At 66.4% G+C, this 23,305-nt stretch carries 20 protein-coding genes; 12 read left to right on the top strand and 8 right to left on the bottom strand.

The window, feature by feature from the left end:
- The first annotated feature begins 129 nt into the window (after positions 1-129).
- Positions 130-525, top strand: coding sequence for a hypothetical protein (locus AC5RUQ_RS00695; protein WP_493945502.1), 396 nt, complete (start codon positions 130-132; stop codon positions 523-525).
- Between the two features lie 66 nt (positions 526-591).
- On the opposite strand, the gene AC5RUQ_RS00690 is transcribed toward AC5RUQ_RS00695, so the two are convergent.
- Complete coding sequence (locus tag AC5RUQ_RS00690) at positions 592-2,286, bottom strand: alpha-amylase family protein (RefSeq protein ID WP_493945501.1); 1,695 nt, start codon at positions 2,284-2,286, stop codon at positions 592-594.
- Positions 2,283-3,323, bottom strand: coding sequence for a TIGR03885 family FMN-dependent LLM class oxidoreductase (locus tag AC5RUQ_RS00685; RefSeq protein ID WP_493945500.1), 1,041 nt, complete (start codon positions 3,321-3,323; stop codon positions 2,283-2,285). Before AC5RUQ_RS00685 ends, AC5RUQ_RS00690 begins: the two co-directional genes overlap by 4 nt.
- 170 nt (positions 3,324-3,493) lie before the next feature.
- On the opposite strand from AC5RUQ_RS00685, the gene AC5RUQ_RS00680 reads away from it, so the two are divergent.
- Positions 3,494-4,417: an AEC family transporter gene (locus AC5RUQ_RS00680; RefSeq protein ID WP_163165099.1), complete on the top strand. Its 924-nt coding sequence runs from the start codon at positions 3,494-3,496 to the stop codon at positions 4,415-4,417.
- 65 nt (positions 4,418-4,482) lie between these two features.
- Positions 4,483-5,559: an ATP-dependent DNA ligase gene (locus AC5RUQ_RS00675; protein ID WP_493945499.1), complete on the top strand. Its 1,077-nt coding sequence runs from the start codon at positions 4,483-4,485 to the stop codon at positions 5,557-5,559.
- A gap of 5 nt (positions 5,560-5,564) precedes the next feature.
- On the opposite strand, the gene nikE is transcribed toward AC5RUQ_RS00675, so the two are convergent.
- From nikE to AC5RUQ_RS00645, 6 genes are all read right to left on the bottom strand, one after another.
- Positions 5,565-7,184, bottom strand: coding sequence for a nickel ABC transporter ATP-binding protein NikE (gene nikE / locus AC5RUQ_RS00670; RefSeq protein ID WP_493945498.1), 1,620 nt, complete (start codon positions 7,182-7,184; stop codon positions 5,565-5,567).
- The gene (locus AC5RUQ_RS00665; protein ID WP_493945497.1) at positions 7,181-8,011 is read right to left on the bottom strand and encodes an ABC transporter permease; all 831 of its coding nucleotides are present in this window, start codon (positions 8,009-8,011) and stop codon (positions 7,181-7,183) included. The genes nikE and AC5RUQ_RS00665 overlap by 4 nt, the downstream gene beginning before the upstream one ends.
- The gene (locus AC5RUQ_RS00660; protein ID WP_493945496.1) at positions 8,004-8,945 is read right to left on the bottom strand and encodes an ABC transporter permease; all 942 of its coding nucleotides are present in this window, start codon (positions 8,943-8,945) and stop codon (positions 8,004-8,006) included. The genes AC5RUQ_RS00665 and AC5RUQ_RS00660 overlap by 8 nt, the downstream gene beginning before the upstream one ends.
- Positions 8,946-8,967: 22 nt before the next feature.
- Positions 8,968-10,494 (bottom strand): ABC transporter substrate-binding protein, encoded by a 1,527-nt coding sequence (locus AC5RUQ_RS00655; RefSeq protein ID WP_493946367.1) that lies wholly within the window; start codon positions 10,492-10,494, stop codon positions 8,968-8,970.
- Positions 10,495-10,734: 240 nt separating this feature from the next.
- Positions 10,735-11,760: an LGFP repeat-containing protein gene (locus tag AC5RUQ_RS00650; RefSeq protein ID WP_493946366.1), complete on the bottom strand. Its 1,026-nt coding sequence runs from the start codon at positions 11,758-11,760 to the stop codon at positions 10,735-10,737.
- 630 nt (positions 11,761-12,390) lie between these two features.
- Complete coding sequence (locus tag AC5RUQ_RS00645) at positions 12,391-13,710, bottom strand: MFS transporter (protein WP_493945495.1); 1,320 nt, start codon at positions 13,708-13,710, stop codon at positions 12,391-12,393.
- A 232-nt stretch (positions 13,711-13,942) separates the two neighbouring features.
- Here AC5RUQ_RS00645 and AC5RUQ_RS00640 point away from each other — a divergent pair, with 232 nt between their 5' ends.
- The 9 genes from AC5RUQ_RS00640 to AC5RUQ_RS00600 all read left to right on the top strand — a co-directional run bounded on the left by AC5RUQ_RS00640 (position 13,943) and on the right by AC5RUQ_RS00600 (position 23,303).
- Positions 13,943-14,767 carry an IclR family transcriptional regulator gene (locus AC5RUQ_RS00640; protein ID WP_493945494.1) on the top strand — a complete coding sequence of 275 codons (825 nt, stop codon included), beginning with the start codon at positions 13,943-13,945 and terminating at the stop codon, positions 14,765-14,767.
- A gap of 154 nt (positions 14,768-14,921) precedes the next feature.
- The gene (locus tag AC5RUQ_RS00635; protein WP_493945493.1) at positions 14,922-15,803 is read left to right on the top strand and encodes a shikimate dehydrogenase; all 882 of its coding nucleotides are present in this window, start codon (positions 14,922-14,924) and stop codon (positions 15,801-15,803) included.
- Positions 15,803-17,698, top strand: coding sequence for a bifunctional sugar phosphate isomerase/epimerase/4-hydroxyphenylpyruvate dioxygenase family protein (locus AC5RUQ_RS00630; protein WP_493945491.1), 1,896 nt, complete (start codon positions 15,803-15,805; stop codon positions 17,696-17,698). The genes AC5RUQ_RS00635 and AC5RUQ_RS00630 overlap by 1 nt, the downstream gene beginning before the upstream one ends.
- Before the next feature lie 41 nt (positions 17,699-17,739).
- Positions 17,740-18,612, top strand: a complete 873-nt coding sequence (gene pcaH / locus AC5RUQ_RS00625) for a protocatechuate 3,4-dioxygenase subunit beta (RefSeq protein ID WP_493945490.1) — start codon at positions 17,740-17,742, stop codon at positions 18,610-18,612.
- 3 nt (positions 18,613-18,615) lie between these two features.
- Complete coding sequence (gene pcaG, locus AC5RUQ_RS00620; protein WP_493945488.1) at positions 18,616-19,188, top strand: protocatechuate 3,4-dioxygenase subunit alpha; 573 nt, start codon at positions 18,616-18,618, stop codon at positions 19,186-19,188.
- A complete protein-coding gene (locus AC5RUQ_RS00615) occupies positions 19,185-20,666 on the top strand; it encodes a lyase family protein (protein ID WP_493945486.1) in 1,482 nt (493 codons plus the stop codon). Before pcaG ends, AC5RUQ_RS00615 begins: the two co-directional genes overlap by 4 nt.
- Positions 20,659-21,477: an alpha/beta fold hydrolase gene (locus AC5RUQ_RS00610; protein WP_493945485.1), complete on the top strand. Its 819-nt coding sequence runs from the start codon at positions 20,659-20,661 to the stop codon at positions 21,475-21,477. Before AC5RUQ_RS00615 ends, AC5RUQ_RS00610 begins: the two co-directional genes overlap by 8 nt.
- Positions 21,474-21,977 carry a 4-carboxymuconolactone decarboxylase gene (gene pcaC / locus AC5RUQ_RS00605; RefSeq protein ID WP_493945484.1) on the top strand — a complete coding sequence of 168 codons (504 nt, stop codon included), beginning with the start codon at positions 21,474-21,476 and terminating at the stop codon, positions 21,975-21,977. The genes AC5RUQ_RS00610 and pcaC overlap by 4 nt, the downstream gene beginning before the upstream one ends.
- 102 nt (positions 21,978-22,079) lie before the next feature.
- Positions 22,080-23,303 (top strand): thiolase family protein, encoded by a 1,224-nt coding sequence (locus AC5RUQ_RS00600; RefSeq protein ID WP_493946365.1) that lies wholly within the window; start codon positions 22,080-22,082, stop codon positions 23,301-23,303.
- The last annotated feature ends 2 nt before the right edge of the window (positions 23,304-23,305 follow it).

The following is a 23,305-nucleotide window of genomic DNA, read 5'->3' as shown; positions in this document are numbered from 1 at the left end:
GCCTGCACTACCAAGTGTGGCCGGCCAATGTTGCGCGCTGGTTTCCTCGCGGTTAGGCTCCGGTTAGTTCTTGACGCCGGAACTGTTTCCCGACGGCGGTCCGCAACGACCGGGCCTTAGGGTGGTGCCATGGAGATCGTTGACGGGATCTGGGCCGCCCTGCTGGGTGCGGCGGCGATAGCGCCGCTGGCAACGTTCGGGGTGGTCCTGGTGGCTTACCTGACCTACCGGCAACGGTCGCGTGCGGACAGGAGGGACCAATGGTGGAAGCGGGCGCAATGGGCCATTGACTCCGCACTGAATGATTCCGACCCGCAGCGCCGCCTGGCCGGCTTGAAGGTATTGGTCCAACTCATTGGCAGCGACCTTGCCACCGCCGAGGACGCAGATCTGATGAGCGCCCTGGCCGTGGGGATACGCGACCAGGAGCAGGACGGCCGGCGGGCGGTGACGGTGTCCCCTCCGGTGAATGAACGGATCCTGGCGGAAGCCGAACGCCTGTTGCAGGCGGCTTCCGCCCGCTGACGGTGTCCAAATTGTTGTCCGAACTGTTGCCCGGCGGCCGAGCGGCCGCCGGCGTGTACTGGGCACCTAAGGTGCCAGCCGGTCCCCTTTTCCGTGCACCCGGAACCATCGGCAGCCGTAACGTCCCAGCTCAACTGTGAAGGCGCCGTCGGGCTCCAAAGCCACGTTGTCGCCGTCGAACAGGTCCAGCAGGATGGCGCCCTTAAACGCCTGCCGCGGCCCGTCCTCCGGGCCAACCCTGCCCGCGACCTTCACCGGGTCCTCGCCGAGGTTGTGCAGGAGGACCAGGGTGCCGCCGTCGGAGCTGCAGGTGTGGGCGAAGACCGCCGGCTCCGGCTGGTCGATAATGGCAAACCCGCCCCATCCCAGCTCCGGGGATTCCCGGTAGCGGCGAATCAGGGTGGCCATAAAGTTGAACAGCGAGTTGGGGTCGCGTTTGGCGGCGGCGGCGTTGACATTTTCCGGTCCGTACTCCCCGCGGACCAGCGGCACCACGAGGTCCGCTGCTTTCGCGTTGGAAAATCCCGCGTTCTTCGCGTCACTCCACTGCATGGGGGTGCGCACTGCGGCACGGCTCTTCTGCCGGAGGTCCTCGCCCATGCCGATTTCCTCGCCGTAGAACAGCACCGGGGTGCCGGGGAGGGAGAACATCAGCGAGTACACCAATCGGAGGCGTTCCGGATCACCGCCCAGCATCGGGGGAAGCCGGCGGCGCAGGCCCCGCCCGTAGATCTGCATGTTCTTCTCCGGCCCGAAGGCGGCAAAAACCTCACTGCGCTCGCCGTCGCTGAGTTTATCCAGGGTGAGCTCGTCATGGTTGCGCACGAACATGGCCCACTGGTTGTCGGGATGGAGCGGCGGACGGCTCTTGAGCGTCTCCGCCAGTGGCCGTGCATCCTGCCGGGCCAGGGAGAGGTAGAGGTGCTGCATGGTCATGAAGTCGAACTGCATGTTGAGTTCGTTGCCTTCCGGGCCGCCGAAGTACTCCAGCTGTTCCTTGTATGGCAGGTTCACCTCGCCCAGCAGCACGGCGCTGCCGTTCCGGCGGCTGACGAAGCTCCGCAACGCCGTAAGGTAGCCGTGCGGATCCAGGTTGGCGGCCTCGTCCTTGGGCTGGCCGCGGGTCTCGAGGAAGAAGGGCACCGCGTCCAGCCGGAAACCGTCCAGCCCGAGTTCCAGCCACAGGCCCATAGCCTTGGCGATTTCGTTCCGCACCCCGGGGTTGGTGACATTCAGGTCCGGCTGGTGCTTGGCGAACATGTGCAGGTACCACTCCCCGGTGGCGTCCTCCTGGGTCCACAGCGAGGTTTCCTCGCCGGGAAACACCACCTCCGAGGAGGTGTCAGGGGGAGTGTCGCTCCGCCACACGTAGAAGTCCCGGTACGGATTGTCCGTGGATTTCCGGGCCTCGACGAACCACGGGTGCTGGTCCGAGGTGTGGTTGACCACGAAGTCCGCGATAACCCGCATGCCGCGGTCCTTGGCGGCCCGGATGAACTCCACCAGGTCACCCATGGTGCCCAGCCGGTGGTCTACGGTGAAGAAATCAGTGACGTCGTACCCGTCGTCCCGGTCCGGCGAGGGGTAGAACGGCATAAGCCAGATGCAGGTCACGCCCAGCGCGGCCAGGTAGTCCACGCGCTGGGTGAGGCCGGCGAAGTCACCGGTTCCGTCGCCGTCGTCGTCAAAAAACGTCTCGACGTCCAGGCAATAGATGACGGCGTTCTTCCACCAGAGGTCCGAGGTCTCGGCGATCCTCATTCCGGGGTGCCGGACGCCGGTTCGGCAGCGGAGGTCACAAGCTGCGGCTCAGCGGGGGTACCGGCCGTGGTGCTGCCGGGAGTGCGAAGCTGCGGGAGGACCTCCGCGGCGAAGGCGTCGATGAAGGGACCCTGCTCCTGGCCCACGAAGTGCAGGTAGAGCTCGTCGAAGCCCAGGTCTGCGTACCCGGCGAGCCAGTCCACGTGCTGTTCCAGGCTGGCTGAAATGTTGACTGTTGTCCGGACCTGGTCCGCTGTCACGTGTTCACCCACGAGGTCGAAGTGTCCGGCGGTGGGGAGGTCCCAGGGGATGGGCGGATCGTAGGTGTTGGTCCGCCACTGGTCCAGGGCAACGGCAACTGCTTCGTCCTCGTTTCCGGCCCAGGACAAATGGACCTGCAGGACAGCCTTGCCCCGCCCGCCGTTGTCCCGGTACGCGGCCAGCATGTCCCGAAGCTTGCCCGGAGGCTGGTTCACGGTGACCAGGCCGTCCGCCCAGGAGGCCGCCCGGCGGGCAGTGCCCACGCTCACCGCGGGAGCAATGAGCGGCGGAGGATTCTCCGGAACGTCCCAGATCCGCGCCTGCTCCACGGTGACGAGCCCGCGGTGGGTGACCTCCTCGCCGCGGTGCAGCCGCCGGATCACCTCAACGCATTCCTCCAGCCGTCGCTGGCGGATGTCCTTGGCCGGCCACCCGCCGCCCGTAATGTGCTCGTTCATGTTTTCGCCGCTGCCCGGAGCGAACCAAAAGCGGTCCGGGAACATGCTGGCAAGGGTGGCCGAAGCGTGGGCGATGATAGCCGGGTGGTACCGCTGGCCTGGCGCCGTCACTACGCCAAAGCGGAGATTGGTGGTTGCCAGCGCTGCGCCCAGCCAGGACCAGGCGAACCCGGAATGCCCCTGGCGGGCGGACCACGGCTCAATGTGGTCCGAGCACATGGCGCCGTCGAAGCCGGCACGTTCTGCGTGCTGGACGTCCTTGAGCAGCTGGCCGGGACTGATCTGTTCGTGGGAGGCGTGGAAGCCGACAGTAACCATCGTTAACCTCTACCGTCCGGCGTGGTGCTGTGTCGAGGTTTTTCTGGCCCGCGTTGCCGGGCAGGTTCGCGTGCCGGCAGCAAGCCACTTGTCAGATAAGTTTGTAACTTGTAGTACTGCGCTTCCCGGAACTCCTGCGCAGGTGGCGGAACTGGAAGGAAGTACCACTCGTGGGCGGTGTGCTGATCGGGCTGGCGGTGATCGGCGTCGTGATTGCCGTAGGGTACATCGCCGCACGGTGCGGGCTGGGCGGGGAGCCAACGGTTTCGGCGCTGACCCGTACAGCCTTCTTCATCACCAACCCCGTCCTGCTGTTCACGGTGGTCCTGGAATCGGATCTCTCCGTGGTCTTTTCCGCGTACGTTCCACTGGCGCTGATGACCGCCGTTGCCACAGCCCTGCTGTACGTGCTGGCCAGCCGGCTGTGGTTCCGGCGGCCGCTGGCCGAGACCACTATCGGTGCGATGGCCAGTTCCTACGTCAACGCCAACAACATCGGCATCCCCATCACGCTGTACGCCCTTGGTGATGCAACGCCTGTTGCCCCTGTCCTGCTGGTCCAGCTGCTTCTGTTCGCCCCGCTGGTCCTTACCGTGCTGGATCTCTCCGAGGCCGGCCGGTTTTCGCCCCGCCTGCTGCTCACGCAGCCGTTCCGGAACCCCATGATCATCGCCTCCCTTCTGGGCGTGGTCCTGGCCGCGTTCAACGTGGAACTTCCTGATCCGGTGATGGCGCCGCTAACGCTCCTGGGCGGCGCGGCGGTCCCGGTGGTGCTGCTGGCCTTCGGCATGTCCCTGCACGGTGCACGGATGCTGCAAAGCGGCGGGCACACGGCGGAAATCCTGACTGCAACGGCGCTGAAGTCCGCCGTGATGCCGGCGCTGGCGTTCGTCGTCGGACGCTTCCTGTTCAACCTGGACCAGCACATGCTCCTGGGCGTGGTGCTGATGGCGGCGCTTCCCTCTGCGCAGAACGTCTTCCTGTTTGCCGGCAAATACGGGCGCGGAGTGGCGGTGGCACGCGAAACGATTCTCCTCTCGACGGCGGCAGCAGCCCCGGCGCTGATCCTGATCGTCTGGTTGCTGGCCGGGTAAGCCCGGACTTCCCCGTGGGGCGTGTGGGGTTCCGCGAGCGGCTGCCTCCGGGCAAGAATGGGCACATGGAACTTCCCGTGATGCCGCCCGTCCCGCCCATGCTCGCCAAGGCCGTCAGCGGCATCCCTGAAGGAGAGCTCAGCTACGAGCCCAAGTGGGACGGCTTCCGGTCCATCATCTTCCGGGACGGCGACGACCTGGAGATCGGCAGCCGGAACGAAAAGCCCATGACCCGCTACTTCCCGGAACTGGTCGAGGCGCTGAAGGAAAACCTGCCGCCGCGCTGCGTGGTGGACGGCGAAATCATCCTGGTCGGCTCCTCGGGCGACCGGCTGGATTTCGACGCCCTGCAGCAGCGCATCCATCCTGCTGCGAGCCGGGTCAAACTGCTGGCTGAGCAGACGCCTGCTTCGTTTGTGGCGTTCGACCTGCTGGCCCTGGGTGACGACGACTATACGGACCGGCCCTTCACCGAGCGGCGGGGAGCGCTGGAGAAGGCCCTGTCGGCGAGCAAGGCCCCTGTCCACCTCACAGCCGCCACCACGGACAAGGACACGGCCGAACAGTGGTTCCGGCAGTTCGAGGGGGCCGGTTTGGACGGCATTGTGGCCAAGCCGCTTGCGGGCCGGTACCAGCCGGACAAGCGGGTGATGTTCAAGACCAAGCACGAGCGCACCGCGGACTGCGTGGTGGCAGGCTACCGCCTGCACAAGAGCGGACCTGACGCCATCGGCTCGCTGCTGCTCGGTTTGTACAAGGACGACGGCGGCCTGGCCAGCGTCGGGGTAATCGGTGCCTTCCCCATGAAGCGCCGGCAGGAGCTGTACGAACAGCTTCAGCCCCTGGTCACCGACTTTGAGGGCCACCCGTGGGCCTGGGGCAAGCAGGAGGAAGGGGAAAGGACCCCGCGCAACGCCGAAGGCAGCCGCTGGAGCGCCGGCAAGGACCTCTCCTTCGTGCCGCTGCGCCCGGAACTGGTGGTGGAGGTCCGGTACGACCACATGGAAGGCGACCGGTTCCGCCACACGGCACAGTTCAACCGCTGGCGGCCGGACCGGGACCCGGAGTCATGCACCTACGCCCAGCTTGAGGAACCCGTCAACTTCGATCTGGCATCGGTACTGGAGACCGGCCGGCCGTAGCGCACCTAGGGCTTCGCCACATCCAGGACGCTCCACAAGCCGTCCGCGCGGCACGGAATGGAGGCCTCAACCAGCGCCTGGCTGTGCGGGTGCCGCGGTGCCGCGAAGAAGTCCTTGGTTTCCGCCACCTCCACGACGCGCCCCTCCAGCAGGACGGCAACCCGGTCGCACATGTACCGGACCACATCCATGTCGTGCGAGATGACAATCAGGGCCAGGTTCCGTTCACGCTGCAGGCGCAGCAGCAGGTTCAGGATGGTGCGCTGGGTGAGGGCATCCAGTGCCGAGGTGGCTTCGTCGCAGATCAGGACCTGGGGTTCCAGCAGCAGGGCCCGCGCGATCGTGGCGCGCTGGAGCTGGCCGCCGGAGCACTGGCCCGGCCGCTTGTCCAGCAAGGCTGCATCCAGCTCCACCTCGGCCATCACCGCCGCAATCCGCTCGTCACGCTGTTCCGGTGAAAGATCAAGCCGTGGGCGCAGCGGCGCTTGGAGGCTGGTGCGCAGTGTCATCCGCGGGTCAAAAGCGCTGTGGGGTTCCTGGAACACGAGCTGCACTGCGGTGGCCTCACGCGGACCCGCAGCGTCCAGCTGCCGGGAGATGGTGCCCGTGCTCGCCGCCTCCAGTCCCACAATGGCCTTGGCCAGGGTGCTCTTGCCGGACCCCGACTGGCCCAGGACACCCAGGATCTCCCCGCGCTTAAGGGTCAGCGAAACGTCCTGCAGCGCGGCGTGGCCCAGCTTCCGCCGCGATCCGAAGTGCTTGCCAACGCTGTCCAGCACCAGGATGTCGCGCTCCCGGGAAGGCGGACGACGGCGGGACTCCGGCGCCAGGCGCGCTGCGGCCAGCAGCTCGCGGGTGTAGTCGGTCTTGGGCCGGGTGAGCAGCTCACCAACGGGACCTGCCTCCACAATGCTGCCCGAGTTCATCACAAGCACCCGGTCTGCGAACGCAGCAACGGATGCGATGTTGTGGGTGATGTAGAGAATGCCCAAATCTCGTTCCCGGCGCTCCCTGTCCAGCAGCTGCAGGATCTGGCGCTCCAGCACCTTGTCCAGCGCCGACGTCGGCTCGTCTGCCAGCAGCATCCCTGGTTGCCCGGCCAGGGCCAGGGCCGTCATGGCGCGCTGCGCCATGCCGCCGGAGAGCTGGTGCGGATAGGCCCGGATTCCCTTCCCTGGATCCGCGAAGCCCACCTCCTCGAGCAGCTCCAGCGCCTTGCTCCGCGCCTTCGAGCCACGCAGGCCGGCATGCAGGCGCAGGGGTTCCTTGAGGTGCTGCTCAATGGTCCGGTTCGGGTTGAACATCCGCTTGGGCTGCTGGAACAGCATCCCCAGCCGTCCGCCACGCACCGAGTTGAGCTGGTGCTCGGAGGCGCGGGTCAGGTCCAGGTCCCCAAGCCGGACGGAACCACTGCTGATGCCCAGTCCGGGCGGCAGCAGCTGCAGGCAGGACATCGCGGTCAGCGTCTTGCCGGAGCCGGAACTGCCAACCAAGGCTACAAATTCACCAGGCTCCACGGACAGGGAAACATTGGAAAGCAGGGGCTTGCCGGGAGTCCCGGCGTCGGGGGTCTTGTGGCTCACCTGCAGGCCGTCCAGAACCAGGTGCGCGTTCGCGGGGCTCATTTTTCCGCCATTTGCGGCATGAGCAGCGGCGCCGCGGCCATATGGGCTGCCCGCTGGCCTATCAGGGTCACGCAGAGGGCAACCGTGAAAATGACCAGGCCCGGGGCGAGGATCCCCAGCGGCGCGCGGTCCGCGAACGGTTGGGCCGCCGCCAGCATGGAGCCCCAGTCCGATTGCGGCGGCTGGACGCCCAGGCCCAGGTAGGAGAGGGCACCCACGCTGATGAGCAGGTGCCCGAACCGCAGCGTCGCCTGGCCCAAAATCGGGGCTGCGAGGTGCGGCAGGACGTGCCGGAAGATAATGAACGACGGCGTGCAGCCCACCACGCGGGCAGCGTCAACGAAGCCCCGGGCCGAGACGTCGTAGGCCAGTGTGCGGGCGAGGCGGGCGAAGGGCGTCCACCCGGTGACCACGAGTGCGAGCAGCAGCGGGCCGAAGCCCGTGCCCAGTGCCGCCACGATGAACAGCGCCACCACCATCTCCGGCAGTGCCAGCAGGACGTCATTGGTGCGGGTCAGGAATTCATCCACCCAGCCCCGCCGCCTGGCGCTGAGGATGCCGATGCCCACGCCCAGAAGGCAGGTCAGCAGCGTGGCCAGTGCGGCCACTGACATGGAGAACCTGCCCCCTTCGAGGATCCGGCTGAGGGTGTCCCGGCCGAGGTTGTCCGTTCCCAGCCAATGCCCTGCTGAAGGTGGAGCCAGGCGTTCGGCCAGGTTCTGCTCCGCGGGCGGGTAGGGCGAGATCCACGGGGCGAGCAGGACCGCCAGCACAATCAGGGCAAGTACCGCCGCGGCCAGCGTGGTGACGTTGAACCATTTACGCAAGGGAAGCTCCCACCGTGCGGCTGAGGAAGCGGTGCACGAAGTCCGCCAGCGTGGTTACGCCGACGGCGAGGGCTACCACTACCACCACGCCGCCCTGGGCAAGCGGGATGTCGCTGTTGACGACGGCGTCGAAGAGCAGCCTGCCCATGCCGGGCACGGCGAAAATGACCTCCACAATGACCGACCCGCCCAGCAGGCCGGCGAACCATACGGCGAACAGGGTGGAGAGCGGCACCAGCCCGTTCGGCACCACGTGGCGGAGTATCGCCTGGCCTTGGCTCAGCCCCCTGGCGCGGGCGGCGGGCACGTGCTCGGCGGCCGCGGCATCGATGATGCCGGCCCGTACCGCTGAGGTGAAGAAGCTGATGGGACGCAGGGCAAGTGTCAGCGCGGGCAGGACGGCGGACGAGAGGTCGTTCCATCCAGCCGTGGGCAGGACTGACAGTTTCAGGGCAAAGACCAGCACCAGCACGGGGGCAACCCAGTATTCCGGCATGGCAATAAGCGCCTGGGTCACGGCGGTGATGGCTTTGTCCGCGGTGCTCCCGGGCCGTAGTCCGGCAATGATCCCCAGGGGGAGCGATATGGCGGCGGCCACGACCAGCGCCATGGTGACCAGGCTGAGCGTGACCGAGAGGGCCGGGAGCACCTGATCAGCCACCGGCGTGCGGCTGACAAAGGACAGCCCCATGTCACCGCTGAAGAAGTCCCCGAGCCAACGGAAGTACTGGACCGCCAGGGGATCGTTCAGGCCAAGGCTTTCGCTGAGGCCCTGCACCGCGGACTCGTCGACGGCGTCACCCGCCACCCGCGACCGGATGATCTTCCGCACCGGATCACCCGGCGTGAAGTACGGGATCAGGAAGACCGCAAAAGAGGACACCACAACGGCGGCCACCAGGGTGGCCGTCCGTTTGGTGATGAACTGCAGCATTTGCGGCGGGTTTCGGGTTGGCTTAGGACGCGGCCTTGCCCGTCTTGGCCGTCAGGACGTAGCGGGACAGCGGGTCCTGGACGTAGGACAGGACGTTGGTGCGGATCGCGTCGGTGGCCTGTTCATTAACGAGCCACGCGTTGACTGCCTTGTCCTGGAGGATCTGCCCGGCCTCGGCGTACAGCTTGTAGCGCTCGTTCGTGTCAACTGTCGTGGCGGCTTCGGCGATGACCCGGTCGTACTCGGGGTCGCAGAAGTGGCTCAGGTTGTAGGTGCCCTTGCAGGTGTAGTCGGCGGTGAGGAACCCGATGGGGTCGGCGATGTCGATCAGCCGGTTCCGCTGGCTGAGCAGCATGTCGTAGTTGCCGGCCAGGACGTCAGGTTCGGCGGAGGCGTATTCCTTGGACTGGATGGAGACGGGAATGCCGATGTTCTTCAGGTTTTCCTGGACGACGGCGGCAACGTCGGCGAATTCGGCGCGCTCCACGATGGCGATGATTTCCAGGGGGCGGTCGGCGGTGTAGCCGGCACTGGCGAGCAGCTTCCGGGCTTCCTCAAGGTTCTGCTGCTGCTTGTCCTGCTTGTCGCCTGCCCAGGGCTCGGACGGGGCAAAGGGTCCGGTGGCCGGGAGGGCGGCGCCTTCGTAGACGCTGGCAGCGAGGGCGTCGAGGTCGAGGGCCTCGCGGACCGCGTTGCGCACGTCAACGTTGTCCAGCGGTGCGCGGCCGTTGTTCATGTACAGCGTGGCAGTGCGGGGGGAATCGGCACCCAGCACGGAGACGCCGTCGTCCGCCTTCAGCGCCGCGAGGCTCGCGACGGGGATGGAGAGCGAGATGTCAGCTTCGCCCGTCTGCACCTGCGCGGCGCGGGTGGCGCCGTTGGTGATGAAACGGATCTCGGCTCCCGCGAGCTGCACGTCGCCGCCCCAGTAGTTCTCGTTGCGGTCCAGGGTGAGGGACTGCTTTGCCTTCTCAGAGACGGGAGTGAAGGGACCGGTGCAGTGGCCGAACGGGTCCAGGCCCTCGGCCTTGTAGGCGGCGGGTGCCAGGATTCCAGTGTTGACGCTGGCCAGCCGATACGGCACCAACGGGTTCTCCGCCGGGGTGCTGACCCGGACGGTCTGGGCGTCCACCGCGGTGACGCTGCTGATCATGGTCCGGTTGAAGGCGCGGGCGGGGACCTTTGCATCCAGGACATGGTTAAGCGCTGACACCACGGACTCGGCGGTGAGGTCGGTGCCGTCCTGGAATTTGACGCCCTCGCGGATGCTGAAGTCCCAGTCCAAAGGTGAGGTTTGCTTCCACTCGGTGGCCAGCGAAGGCAGCACCTTGCCTTCGGCCTGGTTGTAGGTGGTCAGGGTTTCCAGGCAGCCGGACAGGGACAGGATGTAGGCGGCGTCGGACTCGACGGCCCAGTTGGCTACCGGTGCCCGGAAGTTGTCCACAACAATCCGCTGGCTGGTATCAGCCGCAGCGCTCGGCTGGGAGGACTGGGTCTGGGTGCCGCTGAAGCCGCAGCCGGTAAGGGCCAGGGCGGCTGAAGCAGCCATCAGGACGCGGGGACGGAGGAACGTGCGCACAAAAACCGCCTTGCAGGGCTGCCTCGGGGAAGGGCAGAAATAAAAAAGGGGACGACTTAGGGTAGCCTTTCCTTCCGCTAAAAGAGGAATCGGTGACGTGGCTGCTCAGCGCCCGGGGAGGGGAGCGGAGCGCCTGGACCGGGCACCCGCGTTCGTTCCCGCCCGTTTGGTGCCTTGGCCTGTGACGCCAAGGCACAGAAACGGGGCAGGCTACGGCGCGTAGCCTCCTCCGGCACCGATACCAGTGCCCCAGATCAGTTGGCCCCCCTGAAAGTACTGAACGCACCCGGTGCCCTCGAGGCGGCAATACTCAGGGCTTGTGGGATATCCCAGCGAGCCATTTTCTGCTCCGGCCGACCTCCATCTGGTTTCCATGCCTCCGCGGATGGGCCAGGCGCCGACTCCCGGAGCCCAGTACATCTTGCCGTAGGTGAACTGCTGCAGGCAGCCGCCGGATCGCAGCCCACACGTCTCGCGTGATGTGGTGGGCCCGCCAAGATAGGTCACATACCGCTCGAACTTTGCACCGATTGCGCCGGCTGTGAGATGGGTACCTGCACCAGGACTCCAGACCAAGTAGGCGCCGCTCTGGAAACGCTGATAGCAGGGCCCTGCGTGACAATATTCCTTGGTGAGGGGATACCCAAGGCCGCCAGTTTCTGCCCCCAATGAGTTCCAAGTACTTAAGATGCCACCACTTATCATCGACGGGCCCACAACAGGGGCCCAATATGCCCGGCCCGCCTCCAGGTGTTGCACGCAACCGCCGCCGTGCAGACCGCATTGTTCCTCCGACGTGGGCCAACCAAGCTCGGACCCCCGGGAGGAAATGTAAAAGTCTCCGATCGCCCCTGTCATGGTGAATGTGCCGAGCCTGGGTGAAGAAAACACGCCGCCTCGTTCGAAATGCTGGGTGCATCCGCGCTCGGAACATTGAGGTGAGCTGTATGGGCCGCCCAGTGTTGATGCCTTGGCTTTGTAGTAGCTATAGACATCGCCAAAAGTCACGGCAGGCTCTTCATCTCCGCGCGTGTAGGACAAGCCGCGTTCGAACGTCTGGCTGCAAATGGATCCTGAGGAACATGTGGGGTCCGCCAACGGCCAGCCGAGCTGGTTCGCGTAGGCGTCATAGATCCAGTACAGCCCGGGCACCAGGATCGCAGGGCCCGTGCTCCGGGCGTAAATGGTTCCACCGTGAAACCGCTGCTGGCAGTTTCCAGCAGCATCGCAATTCATCTGCCCAACAGGCAGCCCAACGGTGTCCCCGAATAACCCGCCGAGAGTATTCCACTTCAGGTAAATGGCCCCGGAAACCATAATCGGCTGCTGGGCGGCGCCAAGGACATAGATTCCGCCAGTACTAAACGTTCGCCAGCAGGGATAACTGTCCGTGCGGCATTCGGTGATCCCTGCGGGTTCACCGAGGACAGAGCGATACTCCTGGTAAGCCCGTTCAATGGCTGTCGTTGAGTACTGAAGCGGCGTTGGAGGAGGAGGTGCAGAGGCGGCCACAGCGCTGCCGGCGCTTGGCATGACGACAAATAGGGCGCATGTGAATGCCGCTAGAAGGCTCCGAAGCCGGACCCGATAGGACGCTTTGTGCGCAGGTCGAAATGACAAATTTTTATTGTGCTTCACAAAGGCCCCCAATTAGGGGGACTCCCCCCAGCGTCTACAGAACGCTAAATAGTCTCATGAGAACAAAGGGGCCGTCCACGCATATTCATCCGAACGTTATACGCAGAGCAAAAAACTGCTCCCCGGTTCGGAACTCAATATCGGAGTCCGAGTTCCGGGGAGCAGTTTAGGAGGGATATTTGGCTTTTCACCGTGCAACCGGCGAGGAGCCAACGGCGCTCCCGGGAGTTACTTCAGGCCGAGCTGCTTGGTGGGAACTTTGAATGTTTCCTTGGCGGTCAGCGCGGAGATGGCTGCCACTGTGCAGATGACGGCGGTGAAGATGCTGATCTGTACCCAGCCGCCGGCCTTGATGCCGCCCATGGCTGCAACGATGGCGGGGGCGAAGCCTGCCATCAGGAAGCCCAGCTGCGTGCCGATGGCCAAGCCGGAGAAACGGACCTTGGTGCTGAACATCTCGGCGTAGAAGGACGGCCAGACTGCGTTGGAGGCTGCGTAGCCGCAGGAGAAGAAGCCGATGGCGGCCAGGAACATCAGCGGCACGCTGCCTGATTCCAGGCTGAGCAGGAAGACGGGCGTCAAGGCCGCGCTGGCAACGGCGCCGTAGATGAAGACGGGCTTGCGGCCGATCTTGTCCGCCAGCATTCCGAACAGCGGCTGGGTGCCCAGCGCCACGAGGTTGGCGCCCACCACGAGCCACAGGGTGGTGGTGCCGTCCACGCCGGCCACGGTTTTGGCGTAGCTGATGGCGAGGGTGCCGAAGACGGTGGAAACCGCGGCGATGAAGGCGCAGCAGATGACCCGGAGGACGTCGCGCCAGTGGCCCTTGAGCAGGTCGGCGACGGGGAGCTTGGAGATCTGAGCTGTCTTCTGGGCTTCCTCGAAGGCCGGCGGCTCGTGCAGCGTGCGGCGGATAAAGAAGGCGACTACAACCACGACGGCGCTGAGCCAGAAGGGGATCCGCCAGCCGATGCCGTACTTGATTTCGTCCGGAAGTGCGAGCACGGGGATAAAGACGAGGGCGGCGAGGATCTGGCCGCCCTGGGTGCCGGTGAGGGTCCAGGACGTGAAGAAGGAGCGGCGGTTGTCCGGGGCGTGTTCAAGCGTCATGGAGGAGGCGCCGGCCTGCTCGCCCGCGGCCGAAAGGCCTTGGCAGAGGCGGGCCAGCACCAGCAGTGCGGGAGCCCACCAGCCAACCGTGTTGAAGTCCGGGAGGCAGCCGATCAGGAAGGTGGAGGCACCCATCAGGAGGAGGGTGAACATCAGGACCTTCCGGCGGCCAACCCGGTCGCCGAAGTGGCCCAGGATGACTGCGCCCACGGGGCGTGCAACGTAGGCGAAGCCGAAGGTGGCGAAGGACATGATTGCCGCGTTGGCGTCAGCATCCGGGAAGAAGACCGTGGGGAAGATCAGGGCGGCGGCAGAGCCGAAGATGAAGAAGTCGTAGTATTCGACGGCGCTGCCCAGGAAGCTGGCGAGGGCTGCCTTCTTCGGCGTCCCGGCCGGGGCATCAATGCCTGGCTCGGCGGACGGAAGTATCTGGCTCATGGAGTTCCTTTGATGTGACGACATTGTCGCGGATGGATCAGGGGGACTCGCAGCCGGCGCTGCCTGGGATGGTGGCTTGGCGCGGCACGGCTGGAGGTGCGGAAAACCCGGACAGTAGCCACATGGTGGGAGCTACTTGTGCGATACAGCAATGGTGACTGTGAGGGCAGTCACTTGTCAAGAAAATAATCATTGGCTGGCAATAGCTCTCACATTGTGGCAACATCAAGATATGAGTGTGAACCAAGCCACAGCAGACGATGACGTTGCCGCTGAAGAAAACTCCCCGAAGGCCGGGCGGTCCGACCGCACTGACATGGTGGGCAAGGCCCTGGGGCTCCTGGTCCTGCTTGGTGATGAGCCGCGCGGCGCCAGTGCAGCAGAGATCTCACGGCGGGCCCAGTTGCCCTTCAGCACCACCTACCGCCTTCTGGGCTCCCTCACCAGGGACGGCTTCGTGGACTACGAGGCCGAGGGCCGCCGGTACCACCTGGGACTGCGGATTTTCCAGCTGGGCCAACGGGTCTCCAACCACCACGGCTTCGCCGGGACTGCCATGCCGGTCCTCCGCCGCGTCACCGAGCAGACGGGGGAGGCGACCATCCTCAGCGTCCGCGACGGGCACCACCACCTCACCGTGAACAAAGTGGACGGTCCCCAGATGTTCCGTGTGACCAGCGATCCGGGGCACCTCGGCTCGCTGTCCACGACCGCCGTGGGCAAGGCGCTGGTGGCATTCGCCGAGGACTCCGAGCGCGAAAAGCTGCTGGCCGAATTGCCGCTCGAGTCGCTCACGCCAAAGTCCATCACGGACAGGGACGCCTTCCGCGCGGAGATCGAGCTGATCCGGCGCCGCGGGTTCGCGGTGATGGATGAAGAGAACGAGACCGGGATGCGTGCCGTCGCGGTCCCGCTCTTCAATGACCAGGGCCACGCGTTCGCCTCCCTGGCCACCGCGGTTCCCGTCTTCCGCCTGAGCCTTGAGGACCTGGAGGCGCACGTCCCCCTGCTGCAGGAGGCGGCCGCGGAACTTGCGGCCAGGCTGCCGCAGCGGTAGCGGAAGCGGCTCGCCGGGCTGCTTTCCATGTCCGCCGTTCGTATTACGAACATTAGTGCGGAAAGAGAACAAATGATGTACCGTAATTTCCATCACCCGGCAGCACGCTCTCCGCAAGGAAGCTGCCCGGTGCCGTATCAAAGGAGCTGCACGGATGAGTAATCGAACTGAGTCCTACCTGGTGGGACTGGTCGGCGATGGCGTGATGCCGTCACTCACCCCGCCCATGCACGAACGCGAAGGTGATGTGCAGGGCCTGCGCTACCTTTACCGCCCGATCGACCTGCTGGAACTGGGCCTGCCTGGCGAATCCGTGGGGCAGCTGCTGCAGAGCGCGCGTAGCCTCGGCTTCAATGGCCTGAACATCACCCACCCCTGCAAGCAGCTGGTCCTGCAGCACCTGGACGAGGTGTCCCCGGACGCCTTGCGGCTTGGCGCCGTCAACACCGTGGTGATCCAGAATGGCCGGTTCGTCGGCCACAACACAGACTTCTCCGGCTTCGCGGCCGCCCTCGCCTCCGGTCTTCCCGGTGCCCGCATGGACCGCGTGGTGCAGCTCGGGGCAGGCGGGGCGGGATCCGCCGTCGCCTATGCCCTGCTTGGCGCCGGGGTCCGCCACCTGGACCTCGTGGACATGGACGCTGCCCGCGGCGCAGCCCGGGCGGAGGAACTGGCCGGCTTCTTCCCGGACAGCACCGTCACGGCGCGTACGACGGCAGAGCTGCCGCAGCTGATGCCGCTGGCCGACGGCCTGGCGCACTGCACCCCGGTGGGCATGGCCGCCCACCCCGGCGTCCCGCTGGATCTTGGCCTGCTGGAATCCCGGCACTGGGTGGCGGATATCGTCTACCGCCCCATCGACACCGAACTCGTCCGGGGTGCCCGCGCCAAGGGCTGTGATGTCCTTGACGGCGGCCGCATGGCGGTGGGACAGGCAGCTGACGCCTTCCGGATCTTCACCGGCCTCGAACCTGACCCGGAGCGCATGCGGTCGCACTTCCTGGAGCTCGTCGCAGCCGAGGAGGTGGCTGCCTGATGCGCACCGGAATCGCTACCGTCTGCCTGTCCGGGACCCTTAAGGAGAAGATGCAGGCCTGCGCCATCGCGGGGTTCGACGGCATCGAGATCTTCGAGCAGGACCTGGTCACCTCGCCCCTGAGCCCCGGGGACGTGCGCACCATGGCCGCCGACCTTGGCCTGGGACTGGACCTTTACCAGCCGTTCCGGGACTTCGACGGCGTGACGCCGGACCTGCTTAAGGCGAACCTCCGGCGGGCGGAGGCCAAGTTCAAGCTGATGTCCCGGCTGGGCATGGACACCATCCTGGTCTGCTCCAACGTGGCCACCGCCACCATCGACGATGACGGTCTCCGCGCCTCGCAGCTCGCCGAGCTCGCGGAGCTGGCCGGGGACCACGGCGTCAAGGTCGCCTACGAGGCCCTGGCCTGGGGCAAGTACGTCAACGACTACGAGCACGCGTACCGGCTGGTGGAGATGGTGGACCACCCCAACTTCGGCACTTGCCTGGACTCGTTCCACATCCTGTCCAGGGACTGGGACACCGCGCCCATCGAGAAGCTCAACCCGGAGAAGATTTTCTTCGTCCAGGTTGCCGACGCCCCCAAACTCTCCATGGATGTGCTCTCCTGGAGCCGCCACTACCGCGTGTTCCCCGGTGAGGGCCAGTTCGAGCTCGCCAAATTCATGGGCCATGTGGTCCGTGCCGGCTACACCGGGCCGGTGTCCCTTGAGGTCTTCAACGACGTCTTCCGCCAGTCGGACGTCGAACGCACCGCAGTGGACGCCATGCGCTCGCTCATCTGGCTGGAGGAACAGAGCGCCAAGGGGCTTGCGGGCAATCCAGCGGAAACCGAAGGCGGCAGCAGTGCCGCCTCCCGCCGTCGTTATCCCATGGAACTGGCCACGCTGCCCAAGGTGAGCGAACCGGCCGGGTTCAACTTTGCCGAAGTGAAAGCGGACGACACCGCCCGGCTGGAGAAACTCCTGGGCCAGCTCGGCTTCGCCTTCGAAGGCCGGCACCGCACCAAAAACGTCCAGTTGTGGACCATGGGCCAGGCCCGGGTGATCATCAACGAACAGGCTGCGTCACACACCGAGCCGGCTATCGCCGCCCTGGGGTTCGACGTCGATTCCCCGGTGATTGCCTCCGCCCGGGCCCAGCAGCTCAAGGCGCCGGTAGTGGCCCGCAAGGTCCAGGCCGACGAGGAAGTCTTCCAGGGCATCTCCGCCCCGGACTCCACGGAGATCTTCCTGTGCCAGGGCAGCCCTGACGGTACCGCCGCGTGGACTGCCGAATTCGGGCAGGAGGGCGAGTCCGGCGAAGGGCTGGAACACCCGCGGCAGGCAGGAAACGCGGTCATTGACCACGTGAACCTGGCCCAGCCATGGCAGCACTTCGACGAAGCCGTCCTCTTCTACACCAGCGCACTTGCCCTCGAGCCGCAGCCGTTCGCGGAGGTACCCAGCCCCAGCGGACTGGTGCGCTCGCAGGTCATGCAGACCTCCGACGGTGCGGTGCGGCTGGTCCTGAACCTGGCGCCCAACCAGCAGGCCCCGGCGCAGCAGGCGCACAAGACGTACCAGGAACACATCGCGTTCGCCGTGGACGATCTCGTGTCCGCTGCCCGGTGGGCCCGGGACCGCGGCCTGGAGTTCCTGCAGATTCCGGCCAACTACTACGAGGACCTGGACGCCCGCTTCGACCTTGACCCGGGTTTCCTGGCCACCCTTCAGGAGCTGAACCTCCTGTATGACCGGGACGCCGACGGGGAATTCCTCCATTTCTACACGGCCACGGTGGGCAGTGTGTTCTTCGAGATGGTGGAACGCCGCGGCAGCTACGACGGCTACGGAGCGCCGAACGCTCCCGTACGCCATGCCGTCCAATACGACTCGCTCCATCACCCCTAAACCACATCCACACAGGAAACCACCAACGAAAGGAGCCAGCCGTGCCGCAGGACATCAACGCCCGGCTTGAAGCCGACGAGCTCGTACCGGCCGCCGAACCCCACGCAGCGCACCTGCCCCTGAACCGCGCCGTCGAGACCCAGGCTGACCTCAGCGCAGAGATCAACGGTCTGGCCGACGCCTACGCGCGTGCCCTCAAGGACGGCGCCCCGGCCGAGACCCAGCCCCGGCTGGACTACCCGCCCTACCGCAGCAGCATCCTGCGGCACCCCACCAAGAGCCTGCATCACGCGGACCCGGAGACCATCGAGCTGTACTCCCCGGCGTTCGGCCACCAGGACGTGCACGCCCTGGAATCGGACCTGACCATCCAGCACAACGGCGAGCCGCAGGGCGAGCGGATCATCGTGGCAGGCAAGGTGCTGGACGGAAACGGCCGCCCGGTGGCAGGCCAGCTGGTGGAGATCTGGCAGGCCAACGCCTCCGGCCGCTACATCCACAAGCGCGACCAGCACCCCGCACCGATCGACCCCAACTTCACGGGCATCGGCCGCTGCATCACCGGCCCCGACGGCTCCTACCGTTTCACCACCATCAAGCCGGGCGCCTACCCGTGGAAGAACCACCTCAACGCCTGGCGGCCGGCCCACATCCACTTTTCGCTCTTCGGCACCGAATTCACCCAGCGGATCATCACCCAGATGTACTTCCCCGGCGACCAACTCTTCCCGCTCGATCCGATTTACCAGACCATCGTGGACCAGGACGCCCGCGACCGGCTGGTGGCCAACTACGACCACAACCTCACGGAGCCGGAGTGGGCGCTGGGCTACAACTGGGACATCGTCCTGACCGGTCCCAAGCGGACCTGGACCGAAAACGAGGCGCTGGGCGCAGAGGGCGATGAGGAATAGAAAATGAGCACCAAACTGGTACCCACCCCCGGCCAGACCGTTGGCCCGTTCTACGGCTACGCGCTGCCCTTCGAGAAGGACAACGAACTCCTCGCCCCCGGCTCGCCCGGCTCCATCCGGCTCCAGGGCACCGTGTACGACGGCGCCGGCGAGACAGTTCCGGACGCCATCCTGGAAATCTGGCAGCCCGACGCCGACGGCAACATCGTCCAGAGGACCGGGTCCCTGGTCCGTGACGGCTACACCTTCACCGGCTGGGGCCGCGGCTCCGTAGGCCACTCCGGCGTGTACACGTTCACCACCGTCAACCCCGGCCCCACCAAGCACCTCCCCGGAAAACCAGCCGCGGCGCCCTTTATTTCGGTTGCCGTCTTCGCCCGCGGCCTGACCAACCGGCTCTTCACCCGCATTTACCTCCCGGAGAACGGGGAGGCGCTGGCCAACGACCCGCTGCTCAGCTCGCTGGAACCGGAGCGCCGCAAGACGCTGATTGCGCGCCGCGATCCCGACGGCGGACTCACCTTTGACATCCGCCTTCAGGGTGAGGGCGAGACAGTCTTCCTGGACTTCCAGTGACTGAAGCAGTCCCGGGCAACTTTGGAAGCGGTGCCGATGGCGACGTCGGCCTGCTCACCCCTGTCTCGGCGCCGCCTTTGGTGGCGGCGCTGACGGGGGACCGGGCAGTGCTCGCGGCGATCCTCGCCGTCGAGTCCGGCTGGGCTGCCGTGCTGGAGAAGGCAGGCCTGGTGCCCGCCGGGTCCGCCGCCGTCGTCGCTTCTGCTGCGGAGGCCAGCCGCTACGACCCCGCCGATATCGCCCGCCGGGCACAGGGCGGCGGCAACCCCGTGATCCCGCTGCTGGCCGACCTCCGCACGCACGTCTCGGTTCTGGACGCCTCGAATGTGGGGGCCGGGAAGGCCGTCCACACCTCGCTGACCAGCCAGGATGTGCTGGATACGGCGCTGATGCTGGTTGCCCGGAACACTATCGAGGCACTGCTGGCTGACCTGAAAGGCACGACGGCGGCGCTCGCCACCGTGGCGGAGCGCCATGCGGACACGCTGTGCGTGGGCAGGAGCCTGACCCAGCATTCCTTGCCGTTCACGTTCGGGCTCCGGGCGGCGCAGTGGTTCCATGGCCTCGCTGCCGCGGGACGGCTGTTGGAAGGCCTGGCGCTTCCGGTCCAGTTCGGTGGTGCTGCCGGTACCTTGGCGGCCGGAACCGTCCTCACCTCCGGTTCGCCGGCAACGCCGTTCAGCCTTGCTGACGCCCTGGCCGCCCAGCTGGGCCTCGCCCCCGCGCCCGCTCCCTGGCACACCAACCGCTTGGCTATCACGTCATTGGCCCATGCCCTGGCAGCCGTGCTGGATGCCTTTGGCAAGATCGCCGCGGACGTCCTGTTCCTGAGCCGGCCCGAGGTGGGCGAGCTGGCCGAACCGCGCGCGGCGGGCCGTGGCGTTTCCTCGGCCATGCCGCAGAAGCAGAACCCGGTGCTGTCCGTGCTGGTACGCAGCGCCGCGCTCCAGGCGCCCCAGCTGGTGGCCCAACTGCACCTGGCCGCCGCGAACTTCAACGACGAACGCCCGGACGGCGCCTGGCACACGGAGTGGCCCGCACTCCGGCAGCTGTTGGCCCTGGCACTTGGCGCCACAGGCCACCTGAGGGAACTCGCCGAGGGGCTGCAGGTTTTCCCGGACGCCATGCGCCGCAACCTGGATCTTGCCTGTCCGCTGCTGCTGGCCGAAGGCGTGGCCGCCGCTGTGGCGCCCCTGCTTGAAGACAAGGACGGCCGCAACGGCAAGGAGCAGCTCCAGGCCGTCGTGGACCGGACCCTGCAGGCGCGGCCCGCGGAGCAGGCAGCCACCTACCGGAAGCTGCTCCGTGAAGCCGTCCCGCCCGGGGCGCTTTCCGATCTCCGGCTCGAGGAACTCCTCAACCCGGCCAGCTACCTGGGCGAGGCCGCTGAAATCGCCCGGCGCATCCTTGCCGCCTACCCTGAATTTTTCCCTCCAGCATTTGCAGAAACCGACGCGAACGGAGCCCGCCGTGGCTAAACCTGCCTTGAAAGCCGCCCTGCTGTCGCCCCAGCGGGCCATGGGCGAGCACCCCCTGCTGGTGGTGGGCCCCTCCCTGGGCACCTCCACCGTCCTGTGGAACAGGACGGCATCCCTGCTGGGCAACGACTTTGACGTAGTGGCATGGGACCTGCCCGGCCACGGCGTCTCACCGGTTGCAACGGAAGCGTTTGACGTCGTGGCGTTGGCTGATGCCGTGGTGGACCTGATCGACTCCATCGCCCCCGGCGAGTCCTTCCACTACGCCGGTGTCTCCCTCGGCGGAGCTACCGGCCTGCAGCTGGGCATCAAACACGGCGAACGGCTCAAGAGCCTGTCCGTTCAGTGCAGTGGCGCCAAACTGGGCACGCCGGAGGGATGGCTGGAACGTGCCGAAACCGTCCGCAGCCAAGGTACCCCGGTGATAATCCAGGGCTCGGCCCAGCGATGGTTCGCCCCCGGCTTTATGGACCGCGAGCCCGAGCTGAGCAGCAGGCTCCTCCACGCCCTGCGCGACGCCGACCGCTTCAGCTACGCGTTCTGCTGCGAAGCACTGGCGGCCTTCGACGTGCGCGGGGAACTCAGCTCCATCCGCGTCCCCACCCAAGTCATCGCAGGGGCTCTGGACGGTGTGGCCCCGCCGTCGTTTGCCGAGGAAGTGGCAGCAGGCATCACCGCCGGCGGCGGCACCGCCACCGCCGTCACGCTCGAGGGCGTGGCCCACCTTGCTCCCGCCGAGGCGCCGGCGCACGTTGCCGAGCTGATGCGCGGCCTTCTCTCCTGGGTTGAGTCACGGGGAGCAAGCGCATGAGCGGCCGTCAGTCCGGCAGCGAGCGGCACGGCGTGGTCCAACCCGACGCCACCAGCCAGGAGATTTACGACGGCGGCATGAAGGTCCGCCGCGAAGTCCTGGGCGACGGGCACGTGGACCGGGCCAACGCCAACAAGGACGACTTTACGGAAGACTTCCAGGACATGATCACGCGGATCGCGTGGGGTGGCATCTGGACGCGCCCGGGCCTGACCCGGCAGATGCGCTCCGCCGTCACCATTACGGCGATGGTGGCGCACGGGCACTGGGACGAACTGGCCATGCACATCCGCGCGGCCCTCACGAACGGCCTGGGCAGGGACGAGATCAAGGAAATCCTGCTGCAGACCGCCATTTACTGCGGAGTCCCCTCCGCCAACACCGCCTTCAAAACAGCACAGCAGGTGTTCCAGGAAATGGACAACACCGCCCCTGACAGCACCGGCCCTGACAGCACCGGCCCTGACAGCACTGCCCCGGACACGACCCCCACCGGCTAGCCCCGTCCCACCCAACTAGGTAGCGCGAAGTGTCGTTTTGAACTTCCAAAACGGCACTTAGCGCTACCTAGTTGGGCGGACCAGACAGAATTCGAGGAAATGATGAACCAGGCTTTTGTGTATGACGCCGTGCGCACCCCGTTCGGTAAGTTCGGGTCCGGCCTTGCTGCCGTCCGTCCGGATGACCTTGCCGCGCATGTGATCAGGGAGTCCGTGAAGCGCGCGCCGGGTCTTGACCCGGAGCGGATTGATGAGGTGGTGTTTGGCAACGCGAACGGTGCCGGTGAGGAGAACCGCAACATCGCCCGGATGGGCACGCTGCTGGCCGGGCTTCCGGTGTCGATTCCCGGCACGACGGTCAACCGGCTGTGCGGCTCGTCCCTGGACGCGGCGATCATTGCCTCCCGGCAGATCAACGCCGGCGACGCGGACCTGGTGCTTGTGGGCGGTGCCGAGTCGATGTCCCGTGCCCCGTGGGTGCTGCCGAAAACGGAGAAGCCCTACCCGGCCGGGGACATGACCCTGGCCTCCACCACGCTCGGCTGGCGGCTGGTGAACAAGGCGATGCCGAAGGAGTGGACCATCTCCCTCGGTGAGGCCACCGAGCGGCTCCGCGAGAAATACGGCGTAACCCGCGCGCAGCAGGACCAGTTCGCCGCGGACTCGCACAACCTCTCCGCCGCGGCGTGGGACGAGGGGTTCTACGACAACCTCGTCGCCCCGGTGCCCGGCACTGACCTGGTGCGGGATGAGGGGATCCGCCCCGGTTCCACGCCGGAGAAGCTTGCTGCCCTGAAGACGGTGTTCCGGAATGAGCCCGAGGGCGCGGAAGTGGGCGGCACGGTCACGGCGGGCAATGCGTCGCCGTTGTCCGACGGCGCCTCCGCGGCCTGGATTGGGTCGGAGAGTGCCGCGGGGCTGCTGGGTTTGGAGCCGCTGGCCCGGATCGCGGGCCGCGGCGCGCACGGCAATGATCCGCAGTACTTCGGGTTCGCCCCGGTGGAGGCGGCGAACAAGGCCCTCGCGAAGGCGGGCATCGGCTGGGACCAGGTGGGCGCCGTCGAGCTTAACGAAGCGTTTGCCGCGCAGTCCCTGGCGTGTATCAATGCCTGGGGCATCGACCCCTCCATTGTGAACCGGCACGGCGGGGCCATCGCGATGGGCCACCCGCTGGGTGCTTCCGGAACCCGCATCCTGGGCACCCTTGCCCGGTCCCTGCAGGCCTCCGGCGAACGGTGGGGAGTCGCGGCGATCTGCATCGGCGTCGGGCAGGGCCTGGCCGTCGTGCTCGAAAACGTCACCGGCACCAACACAGGAAAGGCCTAAGC

This window comes from Arthrobacter sp. MDT2-3, from assembly GCF_059090465.1.
The sequence above is the reverse complement of the archived record's forward strand: the minus strand, read 5'-3'. Positions and strand labels throughout refer to the sequence as shown.